Origin of the sequence: Paraburkholderia sp. RL17-380-BIE-A, assembly GCF_046028085.1 — a bacterium.
Lineage (GTDB): Bacteria > Pseudomonadota > Gammaproteobacteria > Burkholderiales > Burkholderiaceae > Paraburkholderia.
Window position 1 is genome coordinate 67440 of sequence record NZ_JARESQ010000025.1, and the last position, 21083, is coordinate 88522.

Consider the following 21083-nt stretch of genomic DNA (forward strand, 5'->3'; position numbering starts at 1 on the left):
ATGCGAGTCAAATTAACAGCCAAGCACCCGCGGCCGGCTTCGTCCGAACGCGCCCCTGTCCGTACCGGAAGTCCATCGGCGCGTAAGCCGACGCGCCCGGCGGGGCCGAAGCCTTCTGAGTCGACCGCGGGTGTCGGCGGAGCCCGGAGCGAACGTGCGGGCGCGCCGGCTGGAAGCGGCAAGCGACCGGCCGGCGGCAAGCCGGTGGGCGCCGGCGCTCGTCCGGCACAGGCCGAAGGGTCGTTTTCGCGCGAGCGGACGGCGGGTGGGACTCAGCGCGCCGCGTCGGATCGGCCGCCGCGCCGCGAAGGCGCCGGCAATACGGGTGCGCCGCGCCGGTTTGAAGGCAGCGGCGAGCGCGCTCCGCGTCGCGACGATGGTGAACGCGCCCCGCGCCGGTTTGAGGGCAGCGGTGATCGTAGCGAACGTGGGCCGCGCAGGGCCGAGGGTGAGCGGGCACCGCGCCGTTTTGAAGGTGGCAGCGAACGTGCCCCGCGCCGCGCCGAGGGAGAGCGCGCGCCACGTCGGTTTGAAGGTGGTGCTGACCGCAGCGAACGCCCACTCCGTCGCACCGAAGGTGAACGTGCACCGCGTCGCTTTGAAGGTGGCGCTGACCGCAGTGAACGCGCACCCCGCAGGGCTGAGGGTGAACGTGCACCGCGTCGGTTTGAAGGCAGCAGCGAGCGCGCCCCGCGTCGCGACGATGGCGAACGCGCCCCGCGCCGGTTTGAAGGCAGTGGTGATCGTAGCGAACGCGCCCCGCGCCGCGCTGAGGGTGAACGCGCCCCACGTCGGTTTGAAGGTGCCAGCGACCGCGCCCCCCGTCGCACCGAGGGTGAACGCCCGCCACGCCGGTTTGAAGGCAGCAGCGACCGCGCCCCGCGCCGCGACGATGGCGAACGCCGCCCGTTCAGCGGTGCGCGTCCTGGCGCGGGCCGTCCGTCCGAAGGCTCGTCGCGCGGCGATCGTCCGGAACGTCGTGAGCGCGATGCGTCCGACCGTCCGCGCTTCAGCAGCGACCGTGGCGCTCCGCAAGAGCGCCGTGGCGGTGAGCGCGGGCCGCGCAGCGACAGCGCGCCGCGCCGTTTCGAAGGCGAGCGCGGTTCGTCCGAACGCGGTGAACGCAGTTTTGCCAAGCCCGTCAAGAGCGGCTACGGCGAGCGCTCCGACCGTCCGGCTCGCGCTCCGCGCGACGAGCGCGGCGATCGCGCGCCGGCCAAACGCGAATTCGGCGACCGTCCTGCGCGCGGCGCGGAACGCACCGAGCGCACCGAGCGCCCTGTCCGCAGCTTCGACAAAACCTTGCCCGCCGCCGGACGCCGCTTCGGCGACGAGCGTCCCGCGCGCGCCGACAAGCCGCGCGGCGCAGCACGAAGCGAGCGCGATTCCGAAGTCGATGCCACGCCGCGCACGCCGCGTCGCGATTACGAAGACGCGCCGGGCACTTTGCGCCTGTCCAAGCTGATGTCGGAACTCGGTATGTGTTCGCGCCGCGAAGCCGACGAGTGGATCGAAAAAGGCTGGGTGATGGTGGACGGCGAGCGCATCGACACGCTCGGCACCAAGGTTCGCCCGGACCAGCGTATCGAGATCGACCCCGCCGCCGAAGCCGCGCAAGCAAGCCAGGTGACAGTGCTGATCCACAAGACAGTGGGCTTCGTCTCGGGTCAGGCGGAAGACGGTTATCAACCGGCCATCACGCTCGTTACGCCGGAGAACCGCTGGGAAGGCGACCGCTCGGACATTCGCTTTTCGGTCGCGCATTTGCGCCAGCTCGCACCGGCCGGCCGTCTGGACATCGACTCGACGGGCTTGCTGGTACTGACTCAGGACGGCCGTATCGCGAAGCAGCTGATCGGCGGTCATTCGGAAATCGACAAGGAGTATCTCGTGCGCGTGGCGTTCGGCGAGCACACCACCGACGTCGAAAACCACTTCCCGCCGGAAAGTCTGGCGCTGCTGCGGCACGGCCTGTCGCTCGACGATGTGCCGCTCAAACCCGCGCAGGTCAGCTGGCAGAACGGCGAACAATTGCGTTTTGTGCTGCGCGAAGGCAAGAAGCGCCAGATTCGCCGCATGTGCGAACTGGTCGGCCTCGAAGTGATCGGCCTGAAGCGCGTGCGCATGGGCCGTGTGATGCTGGGCGCGCTGCCGCCTGGGCAATGGCGCTACCTGTCAGCCGACGAATCGTTCTGAAACTATGTGTCCGGTGCTGAGGGCGCGGTTAGATCCTCACCCGGTCGATAGCCTGGCGGCGGTGCAAAACGACCCCACGTTTGTTCGAAAACGTGGGGTCGTTTGCTAATGAGCCGGTCCTTCCGGCGCCCTGCCGCCTGTCAGCGTATACGACGCTGGACGAGTCTCACGCTTCACCAGGTCCGAGAGTCGCGCCAGTTTGCCGCTATAGGAACACCCGCGGTGGTTCATCACGCCGCGCCACATCACCCCAACAGCTTCAATCGTCGCTATTCGGATCCATATCCGGAAACAGCACTTCCGTGAAACCGAACTTCGCGAAGTCGTTGATCCGCATCGGATAGAGCTTGCCGATCAGGTGATCGCACTCATGCTGCACGACGCGCGCGTGAAAACCCTCCGCGACGCGATCAATCGGTTTGCCGTATTGGTCGAAGCCGTGATACTTGATCATCGAAAACCGGCTCACCGCGCCGCGCAAGCCCGGCACAGACAGGCAGCCTTCCCAGCCCTCTTCCATGTCCTGCGAGACCGGCGTGATGGTCGGATTGATCAGCACCGTTTCCGGCACTGGCGGCGCGTCCGGATAGCGCTCGTTGTGGCCGAAGCCGAAGATCACCACCTGCAGATTGACGCCGATCTGCGGCGCGGCAAGGCCCGCGCCATTGGCGTCATGCATGGTCTCGAACATGTCCTTCACGAGTTCATGCAATTCGGGCGTGTCGAAGTGATCGACCGGATCGGCAATACGCAAAAGGCGCGGATCGCCCATCTTAAGAATTTCGCGGATCATAACTGCCCCTCCAGGAGCTTACGCATACCATCTTCGTCGAGTACGGGAATGCCGAGTTCCTCGGCCTTCGCCAACTTGCTGCCAGCTTCAGCTCCCGCCACCACATAGTCCGTTTTCTTCGACACGGAGCCAGCCACCTTCGCGCCGGCGGCCTCCAGCATTTCCTTCGCCTCTTCGCGCGCGAGGCTCGGCAAGGTGCCGGTCAACACGACCGTCTTGCCGGCCAGCACGCCCACAGGCGCTTTCGGCGCCGGCGGCCCTTCCGCCCACGTGACTTTACCCGGCGCGCGCAGTTGTTCGATCACCGTGCGGTTGTGCTCTTCGGCGAAGAACTGATGAATCGACTCGGCCACTACCGGCCCGACGTCGTTGACCTCCAGCAAGGCTTCCACCGACGCGTCCATGATCGGATCCAGCGAGCCGAAGTGCTTGGCCAGGTCCTTTGCCGTGGACTCGCCCACATGGCGAATACCGAGCGCGTAGATGAAGCGCGCCAACGTGGTGTGCTTGGCCTTTTCGAGCGAGTCGAGCAGGTTCTGCGCGGACTTTTCCGCAAAACGGTCGAGTTCGGCGAGCGTCGCGAAGCCGACATTGAACAGATCGGCCGGCGTACGCACGAGATTCTGCTCGACCAGTTGATCGATGATCTTTTCGCCCAGTCCGTCGATATCCAGCGCGCGCCGCTGCGCGAAATGCCACAGCGCCTGCTTGCGCTGCGCCGGGCAGAACAGTCCGCCGGTACAGCGCGCAATCGCCTCGTCCGGCAAGCGCTCGATATTCGAGCCGCACACCGGGCAATGCGTGGGCATGACGAACTCGCGGGCATCCTCAGGACGCCGGTCGAGCAGCGCGCTCACCACTTCGGGAATCACGTCGCCGGCGCGCCGCACGATCACCGTGTCGCCGATGCGGATGTCCTTGCGGCGCACTTCGTCTTCGTTGTGCAGCGTGGCGTTCGTGACCGTCGCGCCGCCGACGAACACCGGCTCGAGCCGCGCCACCGGCGTAATCGCACCGGTACGGCCGACCTGCACGTCGATCGCGACGAGTCTGGTGAGCGCCTCCTGCGCGGGGAATTTGTGCGCGAGCGCGAAACGCGGCGCGCGCGACACGAAACCGAGCGCCTCCTGCTCATCGCGCCGGTTGACCTTGTACACCACACCGTCGATGTCGTACGGCAGCTTCTCGCGCTTCTCGCCAACGGCGTGGAAAAACCCCAGCAAGCCCTCTGCGCCCCGCACCACCGCGCGTTCGCCATTCACAGGCAAGCCGAGTTCTTTGTACCAGTCGAGCAGTTCGCTATGCGTGGCCGGCATGTCCATGCCTTCGAGCACGCCGATTCCATAAGCGAAAAACGACAGCGGCCGCTGCGCGGTGATCTTCGAATCGAGTTGCCGCAAACTGCCCGCCGCCGCATTGCGCGGGTTGGCGAACTCCTTCTGTTCAGCAGCCCGCTGACGTTCGTTCAGACGCTCGAAATCGCGCTTGAACATCAGCACTTCGCCACGCACGTCGAGCACGGCCGGCACGCGTTTGCCCTTGAGCTTGAGCGGAATGGAGCGGATCGTGCGGACGTTTTCGGTGACGTTCTCGCCGGTCGTGCCGTCGCCGCGCGTGGACGCCTGAGCGAACACGCCGTCGACGTAACGCAGCGAGATGGCAAGGCCGTCGAACTTCAGTTCGGCCGCGTAATCGACCGGCACCGGGGGCTCGCTCGCATTCTTGCCGAGCGCATCGCCGATACGCTTGTCGAATGCAACGATGTCTTCGTCCGCGAAACCGTTGTTCAGCGACAGCATGGGCTGGTCGTGCACGACCGGCTCGAAACCGCTGGCCGCCTCGCCGCCCACGCGTTGAGTGGGCGAATCCGGCACGATCAGGTCAGGATGTTCCGTCTCGATGCGCTCGAGTTCCTTGAACAGCCGGTCATATTCCGCGTCGGGCAGGTCCGGCTGGTCGAGCACGTAGTACGCGTAATTGGCGCGTTCGAGTTCCGCGCGCAGCCACGCGGCGCGCTCTGCCGGGGCACTGCTTGCGGAGGGTGAGACGGGGGTTCGGGCCATGCTGTCGGAAGGTTCTTCGGTGAAATTCAGACATTGGATTATCGCAGGAAGCGTGCCCCTTTACATCGGCCGAATGGCCAGTTTCGGCACGGGGTGCTCCCGGTCGCCGGCTGCGCGTGAAACCGCCGCCTGAAACGACAACGGCCGCACATCGTGCGGCCGTTGCGGACATCGGTAAAAACGTAAAAAATTACTGGCTGAACAAGCGCCGCGTGGCCGGCGAACCCGCGGGGATCCCCGCCTGTTCGAGCTTCGCATAGAGCGTCATCAGTTGCTTTTCGATTGCGAGCAACGCGGTTTCCGGCAACGGACGGCGGCCGTCGTCGACCACCCGCCCGCCAATACGCTCAGCCAACGATTTTGCGTAGTCGCACATCAGGCGGAACGGCAGGATGTCTTCGTCGGCCACCGGCACGTCGAGCACCAGCGTGATCATCTGGCCGCCCTTGTAGGTCAGGTCGTCGCGCAGGAAGTTGGTGTCGCCGAATTGCAGCATGAATACCGGGCTTTGCCGCGCGTCGAGCTTGACGAAACGCGTACCGTCGCGCGACAGCAGCAGCCCGTCTTGCGACGCGATCGCCTGCACGTAGTTGGCGGACCAGGGCGCGCCGTCGGAGAGCACGTTGATCGACAATTGCGCGTCGCACTGCGCGGCGAAGCCGTCGAGTTCACGCGCCATCGCCACCGTTTCGAGCATGTCGGGGAATTCCGGCGACGCATCCAGCGCGTCGGCAAATTGCTGCACGCCGGTCACGAACTCGGAGAACTCCAGTTCGTTCAACGCGCCGCTGCGATTGGCCAACTGCGCGGCCGCGCGCAACTCTTCGTAGCGCGCGCCGTTCTGCAGCAGTTCCCACGCGCCGCCTTCGAGCTTGCCCTCGATATGCACCGGCTTGCTGCCCGCGCGGCGCAGACGCTGCGCAAGCGGGATCACCTTGTCGCCAGCGACCGGGCCATTCAAACGAATCGGCACGATACAGTCGATGCGGCGATCGACGATAGCCGGCGGCGCGGACGAAATCGTCGTGGCGGCGGGCAGAATCGGCTCGGCCGGTTCGTCGGTCAGGTGAGCGGCTTGCGCGGCCTTGCCGGCCTGCGCGTGCTCGCCGCCTTCGGCTTCAGCCACGCCCTCGGCTTCCGGGTAGCCGTTCGGCGTGGTCGTCTCGGCCTGAATATCGGCCGGCGTATCGAGTGGCGCAGCCGCTGTAGCGGGGCCGCCGAAAGTCGGCTCGACGCGCGCCGCCGCGGTTTCTCCTGCCGCTTCGGCGCCCACCACCGGCTCGCGGCGCGTGGTCGGCCGGGCCGGCTCGATGAACGGGCTCTGTTCCTCCTGATCGTCCCGCGCGAAGTTCTCGGCGGTGTCGGCCGGCATTGGCCGCGGCATCTTGCGGCGCACCTTCGCGCCCTGCCACGCGTTGTACACGACCACGCCCCCGACCACCACGGCACCCGCGCCGATCAAACCGAGTGTCAACTCGTCCATGCATGCTCCATCAGCAATTCTTTTATCTGCGCGGCTTCTACGCCCGGCTCACGTGTCGCGCGGCCAACGGCCGCTGCGCTGAACGCGGACACCCGCGAATGTCGACTCAAAAGCAACTCAAGCGCAACTCAAGCGCAACTCAAACGATATTCTGGGCGAAACCCGCAGCCGTTTCCATGTCGACGGCAACGATCCGCGACACGCCCTGCTCCTGCATGGTCACGCCGATCAACTGCTGCGCCATTTCCATCGCGATCTTGTTGTGCGAGATGAAAAGGAACTGGGTTTTGTCCGACATCGCACGCACGAGGTTCGCGAAGCGTTCCGTATTGGCGTCGTCGAGCGGCGCGTCCACTTCGTCGAGCAGACAGAACGGCGCGGGATTCAGCTGGAACATCGCGAACACCAGTGCGGTGGCGGTCAGCGCTTTTTCGCCGCCCGACAGCAGGTGAATCGTCGAATTCTTCTTGCCCGGCGGCTGCGCCATGACCTGCACGCCGGCGTCGAGAATCTCGTCGCCGGTCATGATCAGCCTCGCCTGGCCGCCGCCGAACAGACGCGGGAACAGTTCGCCGAAATGCTGGTTCACCTGGTCGAAGGTGCCTTGCAACAGCGTGCGCGTTTCCGCGTCGATCTTGCGGATCGCGTCTTCGAGCGTTTCGATCGCGCTGTTCAGGTCGGCCGATTGCGAGTCGAGGAACGACTTGCGCTCGGTCGCCGCCTTCAGTTCGTCGAGCGCGGCCATGTTGACCGGACCGAGCGCGGTGATCGCGTTGTTGATGCGCGTGACTTCGCCCTGCAGATACGACGGCTTCATGTCCGGCGTGAGCTTGGCCTGCAATTGCGCCTCGTCGACACCGGCCGCGGCCAGTTGCTCGATGAACTGCTCGCCGTTCAGGCGCGCCGCCTGTTCCTTCAACTGCAATTCGTTGATCCGGTCGCGCAACGGCTGCAGCGCGCGCTCGGCTGTGAGACGCGTTTCGTCGGCGGCACGCAGCTTGGCGGTGAGATCGTCGAGTTCGAGGCGCGCGGCGTGCAGCGCTTCTTCCTTGACTGCGCGAATGTCGAGCGCGTCCTGCAAGCCGGTGTGCGCGGTCTGCTCGTTGATCGTTTCCAGCTCGGCGCGCGCGTCTTCCAGCGACGCCGCAACACGCTCGCTCTGCTCGTGCGCGACCTGAATACTGCGCTTCAATTCGTCGATGCGGTTCGCCATGTTGCGCGCGGCAAAGCGCGCGTCGGTGGCGGCGCGGTCGAGATCGCGGGCCTGAGCGCGCGCGGCGGTGAGTTGTTCGTCGAGCGCCTCGAACGCCAGTTGATGATCTTCGAAGCGCGCCTGCAATTCGGCCAGCTCACCATCGTGACGCTCGAAGTTCGCTTCCGACTCCGCACGCATGGCGCGCTGCTCTTCGATCTGCGCGGTGATCTCTTCGAGTTCCTCGCGAATCTGCGTGCTGCGCTGCGTGTAACGCTCGTGCGCCTGGGTGAGCTTGAGCACGTCCATCTGCAAGGCGTGCACCCGCTGCGTGGCGCGCTCCGCCTGCTGACGCACCTCGGTCAAGGCCTGGGCGGCTTGCGTGTGCGCGGCTTCGGCGCGGATCGCGGCGGCCTTCGCCTCGTCGGCGAGCAAGGCTTGCGCGCGCACCTGGCGCGCCAGATTTTCGATTTCCTGCTGACGGGCCAGCATGCCGGCCTGTTCGGAGTCGGCGGCATACAGTTGCACGCCCACGCGCGTCACCACATGGCCCGCCTTGACGACAAACGAGCCGCCTTCCGGCAACTGCGAGCGCATGGCGAGCGCCTGCTGCAGATCGTCGGCGACGAACGCGAGGCCGAGCCAGTCGTTGAGCACCGCGCGGATGCCCGCGTCGTCGATCCGCACCAGCGACAGCAGCGGCCGCAGCGCGGGCGGCGTGACGGACGGCTGCCCGGCCACGGGCGGCGCGTAGAAGGCGAGCTTGGCGGGCGGCGCGTCGGTGGCGAATGCCTTGACCCAGTCGAGGTTCGACACTTCCAGCGCGGCGAGCCGCTCGCGCAGCACGGCCTCGAGCGCAGCTTCCCAACCAGCTTCGACATGCAGCTTTTTCCACAGACGCGGCAAGCCGCCCAGTTCATGCTTTTCGAGCCACGGCTGGATCTTGCCTTCGGTCTGGACGTTTTCCTGCAACTGCTTGAGCGCGGCGAGGCGCGCGTCGAGCTGATGAATCTGCGCGCTTTCCGCCTGCACGCGCTCCTGCGCGGCGCGGCGTTCGCCGTCCAGACGCGGCAGCGTTTCCTGCGCGTCGGCGAGACGCGTTTGTGCGTCGTGCAGGATTTCTTCGTGCTCGGCAAGCTGCATGCGCAAGTCTTCGAGCTGCGCTTCGTCGGGGGCGTCGAGACCGCCTGCTTCCGACTTCAAACGCTCGTGACGCGCCTGCAATTGCTGCAATTGCTGATCGGCATTGCGCTGATGCGCGGCTTCGAGCTTGAGCGCCTGTTCGGTTTGCGCGATCCCGCCGCGCTCGGCGTTCAACTCCGTTTGCGCATCGCGCCAGCGCGCTTCGAGCGCGGGCATCGCGTCGTGCTTGGCGGCGGCTTCGTCTTCGGCTAGCGCGGCTTTTTCTTCGGCAACGGCCAGTTGTTCTTCGGCGTCCGCGAGATCGTCTTGCGCTTTTTGCGCCTGCGACTGCCACTGCTCACGCTGCGCATTCAGCGCGGCGATCTGCGCCTGCACGCGATTGCGCGATTCGACGATGAACTTGATCTCGGCTTCGAGCCGACTGACTTCAGAATTTGCCTCGTAGAGCGCGCCTTGCGCGCCCTGCATCGCGTCGCTCGCGGAGTAATGCGCGACGCGCAGCGTTTCGAGTTGCGCTTCGACTTCGCGCAGCTTCGCAGTGTGCGCTTCGAGATCGATCTGGGCCTGTTCGATCGCACGCTGCTGGCGTTCCTGCTCGCTGCCGGCTTCGTTCTTGCGCAACAGCCACAAGAGCCGTTGCTTCTCTTCGCCGTCGGTCTGCAATTCCTTGTAACGCGTGGCGACCACCGCCTGCGCTTCCAGCTTCTCGAGGTTCGCCCCCAGTTCGCGGACGATGTCCTCGACCCGCGTCAGATTCTCGCGCGTGTCGTGCAACCGGTTCTCGGTTTCGCGGCGGCGTTCCTTGTACTTCGACACACCTGCGGCTTCTTCGAGGAACACGCGCAACTCTTCCGGCTTCGCCTCGATCAGGCGCGCGATCATGCCCTGCCCGATGATCGCGTAGGCGCGCGGCCCGAGACCGGTGCCGAGGAAGATGTCCTGAATGTCCCGGCGACGCGCCGGCAGATTGTTGATGTAGTAGCTCGAGGTGCCGTCGCGCGTGAGCACGCGCTTGACGGCGATTTCGGCATACTGCCCCCACTGGCCGGCGGCACGTCCGTCGGCATTGTCGAACACGAGTTCGACGCTGGCGCGGCTACCCGGCTTGCGCGCGGTCGAGCCATTGAAGATCACGTCCTGCATCGATTCGCCGCGCAACTCGGAGGCGCGCGATTCGCCGAGCACCCAGCGCACGGCGTCGATGATATTGGACTTGCCGCACCCGTTCGGTCCGACCACGCCGACTAGCTGGCCCGGAACCTGGAAATGCGTGGGATCGACGAATGACTTGAAGCCAGCGAGTTTGATCGAGGTCAGACGCACGGCGATTTCGCTGTTTGAAAAGGGAAAAAATGGGTGGCTCGTGAAGGCCGCGCCAGCCGTTCGCCGAAAGAGCGACACGGCCCGCGAAACCCAACAAACCCTCGGGACACGGGTGCCGGCTTCATGCGTTCAGACATGTGCCGGCTAATGAGGGGCAATCATACCATCGCGCGTGGAGGGTTCTTGCCGTCCTTGTGCTCGCCGAGGTCTGCATTGCGTTCATTCACGAGGCTTTCTTCCTGAATGGCCGGATCGGGCGGCATGGCCTTGGTCCGATGCACCCAACTGGACAGCGCCGAGGCCAGCACGATGCACACGCCGCCGGCCCATTCGCGCGGACCGGGCGTCTCGCCGGCGAAAAGCCACGCCGACAACGCCGTGACTACGATCTCGAACAGCATGATGATCGAAGCGCGGTTGGCCGGCACGCGCGCGAGCCCGTACTGCACCAGCATATTGTTCGACGCGAGCAGAAAACCGAGGCCGAGCACCAGTAACGCGGCCGTGCCGAGATGCGCGCCGGTGGGCGGCGCGGGCATCGCCTCGAATAGCGAAGCACAGGCGCCGAAAATCGCCGCGCCGCCGAAAATCGTCGCGGTGCGCATTTCCGGCTTCATATCAGGCAACACGCGGCTCGTCTTGAGAATCAGCACGTTGCTCATGGCAAAGCCCATGCCGCCCGCGAGGCCCGCCCATTCGGCGAGATTGCCCGGCACGGGAATGCCCAGTTGCGGCGACCACAACATGGTCATCGCGCCGGCTAGCGACAGCGCGGCCAGCCCCGCCCCCGACCACGTGAGCCGCTCATGCAGGATGAAGTGCGCGAAGAGCGCGGTCCACGCCGGGGTGAGATAGAACAGCAGCAACACACGCATCACCTCGCCATGAATCGAACCCCACACGAAGCCGAGGTTGGTGATGCCCGCGGCCAGCGCGAGAGCGGGCAGCAGCCAGTGCCAGCGCACAGTCTTGAGCGCGCGATACCGCACCAGCAGCACGAACAGGCAGCCGGCGCCGCTCGTCAGCGCGCTGGCTGCCGTGCCGGTCACGCCGAGCGCATTCAGCATGCGCAATGGATACCAGATCATTCCCCACACCGACGCGCCCAGCATGATCGCGAGCGTGGGCCAACCGTTGCGAAGCCAGTTGGTCATGGTGCGGAACTCCTTGCGGAGGCGTTCGGGGTGTGTCTGTCACGGACCGCGGCGCTCCCGCGCCTGTTGTGTCCGGATGTCTCCGGGGCTGCTGCGTACATTGCTGCTCCTGCTTCTTGCTTGCGCGAACCGTCGGCGGCTCGCGTCGTTCCCGCTGCAGCGCATTGCCTGCGCCACCTGGCGGGTTGCGCCGGTGCTTGCCGGCGCGGGGTCCCTAATCTGCTTGACCGTTCAACTGGCCGGGCCGGGCCTGGCGTGGCGCGGCGCGGCGCCGCCGGCTCAGGCCCGCCCGCGAAACCCTGCGCCACGGTAGGCCCGCCACGCCAGGCTCACCACGCTATAATCATCCGCTCGCCGCTGCTGCCATCTTTCGAGCGTGTTTTTGCGCTTTACCGCCGCCAGCGCGTGCGCCGCTTCTTTCTGCATCCGTCAGCGCCCATCTTCGATCAGGCTCGATCCGCCCAGTGAACCCGCTACTCGACTCCCTTCAGCCCTACCCGTTCGAAAAGCTGCGCGCGCTTTTCGCGGACGTCACGCCGAACGCCGGCCTCGCGCATATCAGCTTCGGCATCGGCGAGCCGAAACACCCCACGCCGGCGCTGATCCGCGACGCCGTGGTGGCCTCGCTCGGCGGCTTGTCCGCGTATCCGGCCACGATCGGAACGCCTGCCCTGCGCGAGTCGATCGCGAAGTGGGTTACGCAGCGCTACAACCTGCCGCCGGTCGATCCGGCCACCCAGGTGCTGCCGGTATCGGGTTCGCGCGAGGCGTTGTTCGCCCTCGCCCAAACCGTGCTCGACCCGAAAAAGAATGCTGACGGCGAGCCTGCGATCGTACTCTGTCCGAACCCGTTCTACCAAATCTACGAAGGCGCGGCGATTCTGGGCGGCGCGCAGCCGTACTTCGTCAATAGCGACCCGGCGCGCAACTTTGCCTGCGACTATTCGGCGGTGCCGGCCGATATCTGGGCGCGCACGCAGCTGCTTTACGTCTGCTCGCCCGGCAATCCGACCGGCGCGGTGCTCACGCTCGACGACTGGCGCGAACTGTTCGCGCTGTCGGACCGCTACGGTTTCGTGATCGCCTCGGACGAGTGCTACTCCGAAATCTATTTCGACGAAGCCAGCCCGCCGCTCGGCGGTCTGGAAGCGGCCCACAAGCTCGGCCGCGGGTTCGAGCGGCTCATCATGCTATCGAGCCTGTCCAAGCGTTCGAACGTGCCGGGCATGCGCTCGGGATTCGTCGCGGGCGACGCGGCGATTCTCAAGAGCTTCCTGCTATACCGGACATACCACGGCGCGGCCTTGTCGACCGTGTTCCAGAATGCCAGCATCGCCGCCTGGAATGACGAGGCGCACGTGCGCGAGAACCGTGCGAAGTATGTGCAGAAGTTTTCCACGGTCACGCCAATGCTCGCCGAGGTGCTCGACGTGCGCCTGCCGGATGCCGCGTTCTACCTGTGGGCGGACGTCTCGCGCACGGGCCTCACGGACACCGAGTTCGCCCAGCGCCTCTACGCCGACTATAATGTGACGGTTCTGCCGGGCTCGTTCCTCGCGCGCACAGCGCATGGCGTGAACCCCGGCCGCAATTTCGTGCGCATGGCGCTCGTCGCCGACGTCGACGAATGCACGCAAGGCGCGCAGCGGATCGTCGACTTTTGCCGTGCGCTGGCGGGTTGAGTCTTCACTGATTGCAACCCTCGCGCACCGCATCCCCTTCTTCAGACTTCAACTCTTCGATAAAGCACGCATATGTCGCAACAACTTCAGCAGATCATTGACACCGCCTGGGAAAACCGCGCCGAACTGTCGCCGAAGGCCGCTCCGGCCGACGTGCGCGAAGCCGTCGCCCACGCCATCGAGCAACTGGACAAGGGCGCACTGCGCGTCGCCGAGAAGAAAGACGGCGACTGGGTCGTCAATCAGTGGCTGAAGAAAGCCGTGCTGCTGTCGTTCCGTCTGGAAGACAACGCGCCCATGCCTGCGGGTGGTTACTCGCAGTTCTACGACAAGGTGCCGTCCAAGTTCGCCAACTACACCGCTGAAGACTTCGCTGCCGGCGGCTTCCGCGTGGTGCCGCCCGCCATCGCGCGCCGCGGCTCGTTCATCGCGAAGAACGTCGTGCTGATGCCGTCGTACACCAACATCGGCGCGTACGTGGACGAAGGCACGATGGTCGACACGTGGGCCACCGTCGGTTCGTGCGCGCAGATCGGCAAGAACGTTCACCTGTCGGGTGGCGTGGGCATCGGCGGCGTGCTGGAGCCGCTGCAGGCGAACCCGGTCATCATTGAAGACAACTGCTTCATCGGCGCGCGTTCGGAAGTGGTGGAAGGCGTGATCGTCGAAGAGAATTCGGTGATCTCGATGGGTGTGTACCTCGGCCAGAGCACCAAGATTTACGACCGCGAAACCGGCGAAGTCACGTATGGCCGCATTCCGGCGGGTTCGGTGGTGGTGGCGGGCAACCTGCCGTCGAAAGACGGTTCGCACAGCCTCTACTGCGCCGTGATCGTGAAGAAGGTCGACGCCAAGACGCGTGCGAAGGTCGGCCTGAACGAGCTGCTGCGAGGCGACTGATGGCGCGCGGCACCAAAACCGTCGTCTACGGCATCCCGAACTGCGACACCGTGAAGAAAGCCCGCGTGTGGCTGGAAGAACACGGCGTCGAGTTCGAGTTCCACGACTTCAAGAAGCATGGCGTGACCGAACCGCTCGTGCAGGACTGGCTGAAAGACGTGAAGCTCGACGCGTTGCTGAACCGTCGCGGCACCACGTGGCGCGCCCTGTCCGACGACATGAAGGCGGCCGCGGACACGCAATCGGGCGCGATCGCGTTGATGATCCACAAGCCGTCGGTGATCAAGCGGCCGGTGCTGGTGGTCAACGGGCGCGTGAAATCGCTCGGTTTTTCCGCGGACGAGTACGAAGCGCTGGTTGCGTAAGAGCAGCACTGTTCGTCGGATCCGGCGCGCGGAGTTGAGCGCCGCCGGATCTGCTAGCCGTCTGGCGCGAGTCCATGCGCCGGCGCCGCGAACGCAAAACGTAGTAAAACGCGACCCTGGTCGCGTGGCTCAAAAGCTGTTGCCGGCTGCGGTGTTCAACCGCCAGCCGGCATTTTTTCATTTCAAAGTGGCTTGTATCGAATCCATGTCCGGCACCCTCGCCCTTACCGAACAACTGATCGCGCGCGCGTCCGTCACGCCCGACGACCAGCATTGCCAGCGCCTCCTGATCGAACGCCTGGCCGCGCTCGGCTTCGAGCACGAGACGATCGAATCGAACGGCGTGACCAACCTGTGGGCCGTGAAACGCGGCGTCGACGGCACTGAGGGCAAACTGCTCACATTCGCCGGTCATACCGACGTGGTGCCGACCGGCCCGCTCGAACAGTGGCACTCGGCGCCGTTCGAGCCGACCCAGCGTGACGGCAAACTGTACGGCCGCGGCGCGGCGGACATGAAAGCGTCGATCGCGGGCTTCGTGGTGGCGAGCGAGGAGTTCGTCGCCGCGCACCCGGCGCACCGCGGCTCGATCGCGTTCCTGATCACGAGCGACGAAGAAGGCCCCGCCACCGACGGCACCATCAAGGTCGTCGAGGCGCTGCAGGCGCGCGGCGAACGCATGGACTACTGCATCGTCGGCGAACCCACTTCGAGCGCGCAGCTCGGCGATATGGTGAAGAACGGCCGGCGCGGTTCGATGTCCGGCAAGCTTATCGTCAAGGGCGTGCAAGGCCATATCGCCTATCCCCATCTGGCGAAAAATCCGGTGCATCTGCTCGCGCCCGCGCTCGCCGAACTGGTGGCGGAGCGCTGGGACGACGGCAACGAATATTTCCCGCCCACCACGTGGCAAGTGTCGAACATTCACAGCGGCACCGGCGCGACCAACGTGATTGCCGGCCACGCGGACGTGATGTTCAACTTCCGTTTTTCGACGGCGAGCACGGTGGAAGGTTTGCAGGCGCGCGTGCACGCGATTCTCGACAAACACGGGCTCGATTACGATCTGCAATGGACCGTGAGCGGGCTGCCGTTCCTCACGCCGCGCGGCGATCTGTCGAACGCGCTTGCCAAGGCGATCAAGGACGAAACCGGCGTGACCACCGAACTGTCGACGACCGGCGGCACTTCGGACGGCCGCTTCATCGCGCGCATCTGCCCGCAGGTGATCGAATTCGGCCCGCTGAACGCCAGCATCCACAAGATCGACGAACATATCGAAGTCGCACACATCGAGCCGCTGAAAAACGTGTACCGCCGCGTGCTCGAACAACTGATTGCGTGACCCAAGGACTATTGCGATGACGCTCCCGTTTTCCACCGTTCGCGACCTGCTGCGTTTCGCGGTTTCGCGCTTCAACCAGGCCGATCTGTCGTTCGGCCACGGTTCGGCCAATGCTTACGACGAAGCCGCCTATCTGATCCTGCACACGCTGCATCTGCCGCTCGATCTGCTGGAGCCGTTTCTCGACGCGCGTTTGAGCGCCGCTGAAATCGACGCCGTGCTGAACGTGATCGAGCGCCGCGCCACCGAGCGCGTGCCGGCCGCCTACATCACGCAGGAAGCGTGGATGCACGGCTTCCGCTTCTATGTGGACGAACGCGTGATCGTGCCGCGCTCGTTCATCGGCGAACTGCTGCAGGACGGTTTGCAGCCCTACGTGGAAGATCCCGAACAGGTGAGCGCCGTGTTGGAGTTGTGCACCGGCTCGGGCTGCCTCGCGATTCTCGCGGCCCATGCGTTCCCGAACGCGGATATCGACGCGGTGGATCTGTCCGCGCCCGCGCTGGAAGTCGCCACGCGCAACGTCACGGACTACAAGCTCGACGACCGCATCGCCCTGTTCGAAGGCGATCTGTACGCGCCGCTCGCCGAGCGCCGCTACGACGTGATCATCACCAACCCGCCGTACGTGAACGCCGCGTCCATGCAGGAACTGCCCGCAGAATACAAGCACGAGCCGGACATGGCGCTGGCGGGCGGCGCCGATGGCATGGACATCGTGCGCCGGATCATCGCCGAAGCGCGCAACTGGCTGACCGATGAAGGCGTGCTGGTGGTGGAAATCGGCAATGAGCGCGCGCACGTGGAAGCGGCGTTCGGCGGCCTCGATCTGGTCTGGCTGTCGACCAGCGCCGGCGACGACAACGTGTTCCTGATTCAGGCGGCTGATTTGCCGGTCTAAAGTTTTGCTGCGCTCGCGCAGCAAAACCGCCCGCCTCGAGCCGCACGCGCCCCGAATGCACGCGCGTTCGGTAAGATGGGCGAGCTCAGCTACCCGGCGCTCATCGAGCCAGCCAGGCCAGCCCCTCGCCAACCCTTCGTCCACCTATGCAATTCGACCTGCTTCACATCGGCACGCTGGTCGGCCTCTGCCATATTCTCGGCGTGGTCGCGGCGTGCCATGCGATTCTGAACACCCGCACATCGCAAGGCGCGATTGCGTGGGCCGTGTCGCTGGTCGCAATGCCCTATCTGACGCTGATCCCGTATCTGTTCCTCGGCCGCAGCAAGTTTGCCGGCTATGCGGACGCGCGCCGCGTCGAAAACGAACTGCTGCGCACACGCGCGCATCCGCCGGAATGGGACACGCGCACTTCGTCGGCGAACCTGCCCACGCTGGAGCTGGGCGGCAGGCTCGTGCATTCGCTCACGCGTCTTGGCGGCATGCCGTTTCTGCCCGGCAACACGGTGCGCACACTGGTCAACGGCGCGGCGACTTTCGAGGCCATCTTCGAGGCGATCGAGAATGCGCGCCGTTACGTAATCGTGCAGTTCTTCATCGTGCGCGACGACGCGCTCGGCGAGATGCTCAAAGACGCACTGATTGCGAAAGCAAAACAGGGCGTGCGCGTCTACTTCCTGTACGACAGCATCGGCAGCTTCGATCTGCCTCACCGCTATGTGGCGGCGCTACGCGCGGGCGGCGTGGAGACGCATCCGTTCGCCACCCATCGCCGCTTCGTCAACCGTCTGCAGGTGAACTTCCGCAATCACCGCAAGATCGTTTCGGTGGACGGCGAACGCGCGTTTGTCGGCGGACACAACGTGGGCGTGGAATATCTCGGCGGCAAGCCACCACTTTCGCCATGGCGCGATACGCATATCGAAGTGCGCGGCCCCGCGGTCGCAAGCATTCAGTTCGTCTTCACCGAAGACTGGCACTGGGCCACGCAGCAGTTGCCCGAATTCGACATGCCGCCCCCTCCGGCCATCCAGCCTGATGGCGGCCGGGGCATGCATTGCCTCGTGGTGCCGAGCGGCCCGGCGGACAAGCAGGAGACCTGCTCGCTCTTTTTCGTCGAAGCGATCAATGCGGCGCGCGAGCGGATCTGGATCACCTCGCCCTACCTGATTCCCGATGAAGCCGTGTTCTCGGCATTACGGCTCGCGGCGCTGCGCGGCGTGGACGTACGCATTCTGATTCCGAGCCGGCGCGATCACCTCGTCGTGTTCGCGGCCTCGAAGCTGTATGCGTATGACTCGCTGCGCGCGGGCATCCGGATCTTCCGCTACCAGCCGGGCTTCCTGCATCAGAAGGTCGTGCTGATCGACAGCGTGGCCGCGGCAGTCGGCAGCGCCAACCTCGACAACCGCTCGTTCCGCCTGAACTTCGAGATCATGGTGCTGACCGTGGATCGCGGCTTCGCCGAAGAGGTCGAAACGATGCTGCTGGCCGACTTCGCCGAATCGCGCGAAATCGACCGCAACGAGTACCGGCAGGCAAGCGCCTTGAAGCGCGTGCTCATGCACGTAGCGCGGCTGTTTTCGCCAATTCTGTGAGGCCGCGCTGCTGCAAACAGCGCTGATTCGCCGCAACGGCGTGAAACTGAAGTCGGCGCCCGCGCCCAGCCGGCCGGCTGCCGATTCTAAGCAGTCCAGCAAGGCAGCCGCGCTAAGGACTAACGCCCAGGACTAACCCAAGGCCGTAAGGGCGCTTGCGCTGCAGCCGTGTCGCAACAGTACCGGCCTTTAGCGACGACGCGAGGCCAACTCTTGTTTCCCACCGCGTCTCACAGCAGCTTTTCGATATCCTCGGTAATCGCCTCGGGCTTCGTCAGCGGCGCGTAACGCTTCACCACGTTGCCGTCACGGTCGATCAGAAACTTGGTGAAATTCCACTTGATCGCCTCCAGACCGAGCACACCCGGCGCTTCACCGGTCAGGTAGCGGAACAGCGGATGCGCGTTCGCACCGTTCACGTCGACCTTATCGAACATCGGGAAAGTCACGCCGTAATTCTTTTCGCAGAAGCTGCCGATCTGCGCGGCGTCGCCCGGCTCCTGCTTGCCGAACTGGTTGCAGGGAAAACCGAGTACCGTGAGCCCGCGCGCCGCGTAGGTGTCGTACAGCTTTTGCAAGCCGGCGTACTGCGGCGTGAACCCGCATTCGCTTGCCGTATTGACGATCAGCAAAACCTTGCCGTCATACTGCCCAAGGCTCACTTCCTCGCCACCCAGCGTGCGCGCCGAAAACGAATAAATCGATGCCATGTGCTCCCCCCGTAAAAGCCGTCAGTCTATGCCAAAAGCTTCGCCGATACAGTCGGCCGAATGGCCGATCCCGGCTGAGCGCCCGGTGTCAGCCCCGGCAGTCTAAAATAGCGGTTTTCTCCAGCCGGCCTTTTCGTGATCCGCTTTAACCAGTTCAGCCTAGCGCGCGGCACCAAGCCGCTCTTCGACAACACCACGTTCACCCTCAATCCCGGCGAAAAGGCCGGCCTGGTGGGGGCGAACGGCGCGGGCAAGTCAACGCTGTTCGCCGTGCTGCGCGGCGAGCTGCATGCGGACGGCGGCGATTTTTCGATCCCGCCGACCTGGCAGATCGCGCACGTCGCGCAGGAAACGCCGGCCGCGGACAAAACCGCCCTCGCCTACACGCTGGATGGCGACGCCGCCTTACGCACGATCGAAGCGCGCATTGCCGCCGCCTCCGCCGCCCATGACGGCGCGGCCGAAGGCGAGGCGCACGCCGCATTCGCCGACGCCGACGGTTACACCGCGCCCGCGCGCGCCGAAGCCCTGCTGCTAGGGCTCGGCTTCACGCTCGACCAGACACGCGAACCGGTCAGCAGCTTTTCGGGCGGCTGGCGCATGCGGCTGAATCTCGCGCAGGCGCTGATGTGCCGCTCCGACCTGCTGCTGCTCGACGAACCGACCAACCACCTGGATCTCGACGCGATCGTCTGGCTGGAAGACTGGCTGGCCCGTTATCCGGGCACGCTGATCGTGATCTCGCACGACCGCGAATTCCTCGATTCCGTATGCAACGTCACGCTGCATCTGGAGCAGCAGCAGATCAAGCGCTACGGCGGCAATTACTCGCAATTCGAAGTGCTGCGCGCGCAGCAGATCGCGTTGCAGCAAAGCGCATACGAGAAACAGCAGCGCACGGTCGAGCATTTGCAGAGTTACATCAACCGCTTCAAGGCGCAGGCCACCAAGGCGCGCCAGGCGCAAAGCCGCGTCAAGGCGTTGGAAAAGATGGAGCTGATCGCGCCGGCGCATGCGGCCTCGCCGTTCACGTTCGAGTTCCGCACGCCCGATTCCGCGCCGAATCCGATGATGGTGATGGAAGACGTGCGCTGCGGCTATCGCAGCGAAGACGAACCGGGCGTCGAGATTCCGATCGTCGATCACGTCATGCTGTCGATCCAGAACGGGCAGCGCATCGGTCTGCTTGGCGCGAACGGCCAGGGCAAGTCCACGCTGATCAAGACGCTCGCCGGCACGCTCGAGGCGCTCGGCGGCCACGTGCGGGAAGGCAAGGGGCTGCGCATCGGCTATTTCGCGCAGCATCAGCTCGAAACCCTGCGCCCCGACGACACGCCGTTGCAGCACCTCGCGCGCCTCGCCCCGGACACGCGCGAGCAGGAATTGCGCGACTTCCTCGGCAGCTTCAACTTTTCCGGCGAGATGGCGACCTCGAAGATCGCGCCCTTCTCAGGCGGCGAAAAGGCCCGCCTCGCGCTCGCGCTGATCATCTGGCAAAAGCCGAACCTGCTGCTGCTCGACGAACCGACCAATCACCTGGATCTCGAAACGCGTCACGCGCTGACCATGGCGCTCGCCCAGTTCGAAGGCACACTGATTCTGGTGTCGCACGACCGGCACCTGCTGCGCGCCACCACGGATCAGTTCATGCTGGTCGCGAAACATCGCCTGCAGGAGTTCGACGGCGACCTCGACGACTATCGCGACTGGCTGCTTCAGCATGCGGCCGAACAGCGCGCGGCGCTCAAGGCGGGCACGGCGTCGAACGGCGGCAATGGCGCTGACGGCGGTGCGGACAACGGCGTCAACCGCAAGGAACAGCGGCGCCTCGAAGCCGAAACGCGCCAGAAGCTCGCGCATCTGAAAAAACCGCTGCAAAGCCGGATCACCAAGATCGAAAAGGAAATGGACACGCTCAACGCGGAGAAAGCGATGCTCGATGCGTTCGTCGCCGATCCGGCGAGTTACGAGCCCGCCCAGAAAAGCAAACTGACGGAGGCGATCCGCCGTCAGGCAGACGTGAACGCGCGCCTCGAAGCGCTCGAAGCCGAATGGCTCGAGACTCACGAGGAACTCGAACAAATCGGTTAGCGGCACGCTGTTCCAGGTCCGCGCCGGCATCGACGAGAGGTTGGCTTTGTCTTCTGCGACATCATCCGTCTCAACGGCCGCAACGATGGCCGGGGCATCGGCCGGCTCATCGGCCGGCTCATCGGCCAAGTCATCGACCAACTC

At 65.1% G+C, this 21083-nt stretch carries 14 protein-coding genes; 8 read left to right on the forward strand and 6 right to left on the reverse strand.

What is annotated here, in order from left to right; all coding sequences use genetic code 11:
* On the forward strand, nucleotides 1–2196 hold the full coding sequence (locus tag P0D68_RS31855) for a pseudouridine synthase (RefSeq protein ID WP_408302775.1): 2196 nt from the start codon (nucleotides 1–3) through the stop codon (nucleotides 2194–2196).
* Between the two features lie 259 nt (nucleotides 2197–2455).
* Here P0D68_RS31855 and def read toward each other — a convergent pair whose 3' ends face one another.
* The 5 genes from def to P0D68_RS31880 all read right to left on the reverse strand — a co-directional run bounded on the left by def (nucleotide 2456) and on the right by P0D68_RS31880 (nucleotide 11347).
* Nucleotides 2456–2989 carry a peptide deformylase gene (gene def, locus P0D68_RS31860; protein ID WP_007181426.1) on the reverse strand — a complete coding sequence of 178 codons (534 nt, stop codon included), beginning with the start codon at nucleotides 2987–2989 and terminating at the stop codon, nucleotides 2456–2458.
* Complete coding sequence (ligA, locus tag P0D68_RS31865) at nucleotides 2986–5052, reverse strand: NAD-dependent DNA ligase LigA (protein WP_408302779.1); 2067 nt, start codon at nucleotides 5050–5052, stop codon at nucleotides 2986–2988. The genes def and ligA overlap by 4 nt, the downstream gene beginning before the upstream one ends.
* A 190-nt stretch (nucleotides 5053–5242) precedes the next feature.
* The gene (locus P0D68_RS31870; RefSeq protein ID WP_408302781.1) at nucleotides 5243–6535 is read right to left on the reverse strand and encodes a cell division protein ZipA C-terminal FtsZ-binding domain-containing protein; all 1293 of its coding nucleotides are present in this window, start codon (nucleotides 6533–6535) and stop codon (nucleotides 5243–5245) included.
* Between the two features lie 139 nt (nucleotides 6536–6674).
* On the reverse strand, nucleotides 6675–10193 hold the full coding sequence (gene smc, locus P0D68_RS31875; protein ID WP_408302783.1) for a chromosome segregation protein SMC: 3519 nt from the start codon (nucleotides 10191–10193) through the stop codon (nucleotides 6675–6677).
* Between the two features lie 158 nt (nucleotides 10194–10351).
* On the reverse strand, nucleotides 10352–11347 hold the full coding sequence (locus P0D68_RS31880; protein ID WP_091793321.1) for a DMT family transporter: 996 nt from the start codon (nucleotides 11345–11347) through the stop codon (nucleotides 10352–10354).
* A 464-nt stretch (nucleotides 11348–11811) separates the two neighbouring features.
* Between P0D68_RS31880 and dapC the strand changes: the two genes are divergently transcribed.
* The 6 genes from dapC to cls all read left to right on the forward strand — a co-directional run bounded on the left by dapC (nucleotide 11812) and on the right by cls (nucleotide 18138).
* Nucleotides 11812–13029, forward strand: a complete 1218-nt coding sequence (gene dapC, locus P0D68_RS31885; RefSeq protein WP_408302787.1) for a succinyldiaminopimelate transaminase — start codon at nucleotides 11812–11814, stop codon at nucleotides 13027–13029.
* A gap of 72 nt (nucleotides 13030–13101) precedes the next feature.
* Nucleotides 13102–13929, forward strand: coding sequence for a 2,3,4,5-tetrahydropyridine-2,6-dicarboxylate N-succinyltransferase (dapD, locus tag P0D68_RS31890; protein ID WP_027213332.1), 828 nt, complete (start codon nucleotides 13102–13104; stop codon nucleotides 13927–13929).
* Nucleotides 13929–14294: an ArsC family reductase gene (locus tag P0D68_RS31895; RefSeq protein WP_408302789.1), complete on the forward strand. Its 366-nt coding sequence runs from the start codon at nucleotides 13929–13931 to the stop codon at nucleotides 14292–14294. Before dapD ends, P0D68_RS31895 begins: the two co-directional genes overlap by 1 nt.
* 205 nt (nucleotides 14295–14499) lie before the next feature.
* Nucleotides 14500–15639 (forward strand): succinyl-diaminopimelate desuccinylase, encoded by a 1140-nt coding sequence (gene dapE, locus P0D68_RS31900; protein WP_408302837.1) that lies wholly within the window; start codon nucleotides 14500–14502, stop codon nucleotides 15637–15639.
* Between the two features lie 16 nt (nucleotides 15640–15655).
* Complete coding sequence (prmB, locus tag P0D68_RS31905; protein ID WP_408185692.1) at nucleotides 15656–16540, forward strand: 50S ribosomal protein L3 N(5)-glutamine methyltransferase; 885 nt, start codon at nucleotides 15656–15658, stop codon at nucleotides 16538–16540.
* A 146-nt stretch (nucleotides 16541–16686) separates the two neighbouring features.
* Nucleotides 16687–18138 (forward strand): cardiolipin synthase, encoded by a 1452-nt coding sequence (cls, locus tag P0D68_RS31910; protein ID WP_408302791.1) that lies wholly within the window; start codon nucleotides 16687–16689, stop codon nucleotides 18136–18138.
* A gap of 230 nt (nucleotides 18139–18368) precedes the next feature.
* Here cls and P0D68_RS31915 read toward each other — a convergent pair whose 3' ends face one another.
* A complete protein-coding gene (locus tag P0D68_RS31915) occupies nucleotides 18369–18848 on the reverse strand; it encodes a glutathione peroxidase (protein ID WP_091793311.1) in 480 nt (159 codons plus the stop codon).
* A gap of 135 nt (nucleotides 18849–18983) precedes the next feature.
* On the opposite strand from P0D68_RS31915, the gene P0D68_RS31920 reads away from it, so the two are divergent.
* Nucleotides 18984–20939: an ATP-binding cassette domain-containing protein gene (locus tag P0D68_RS31920; protein WP_408302793.1), complete on the forward strand. Its 1956-nt coding sequence runs from the start codon at nucleotides 18984–18986 to the stop codon at nucleotides 20937–20939.
* Nucleotides 20940–21083 lie beyond the last annotated feature (144 nt).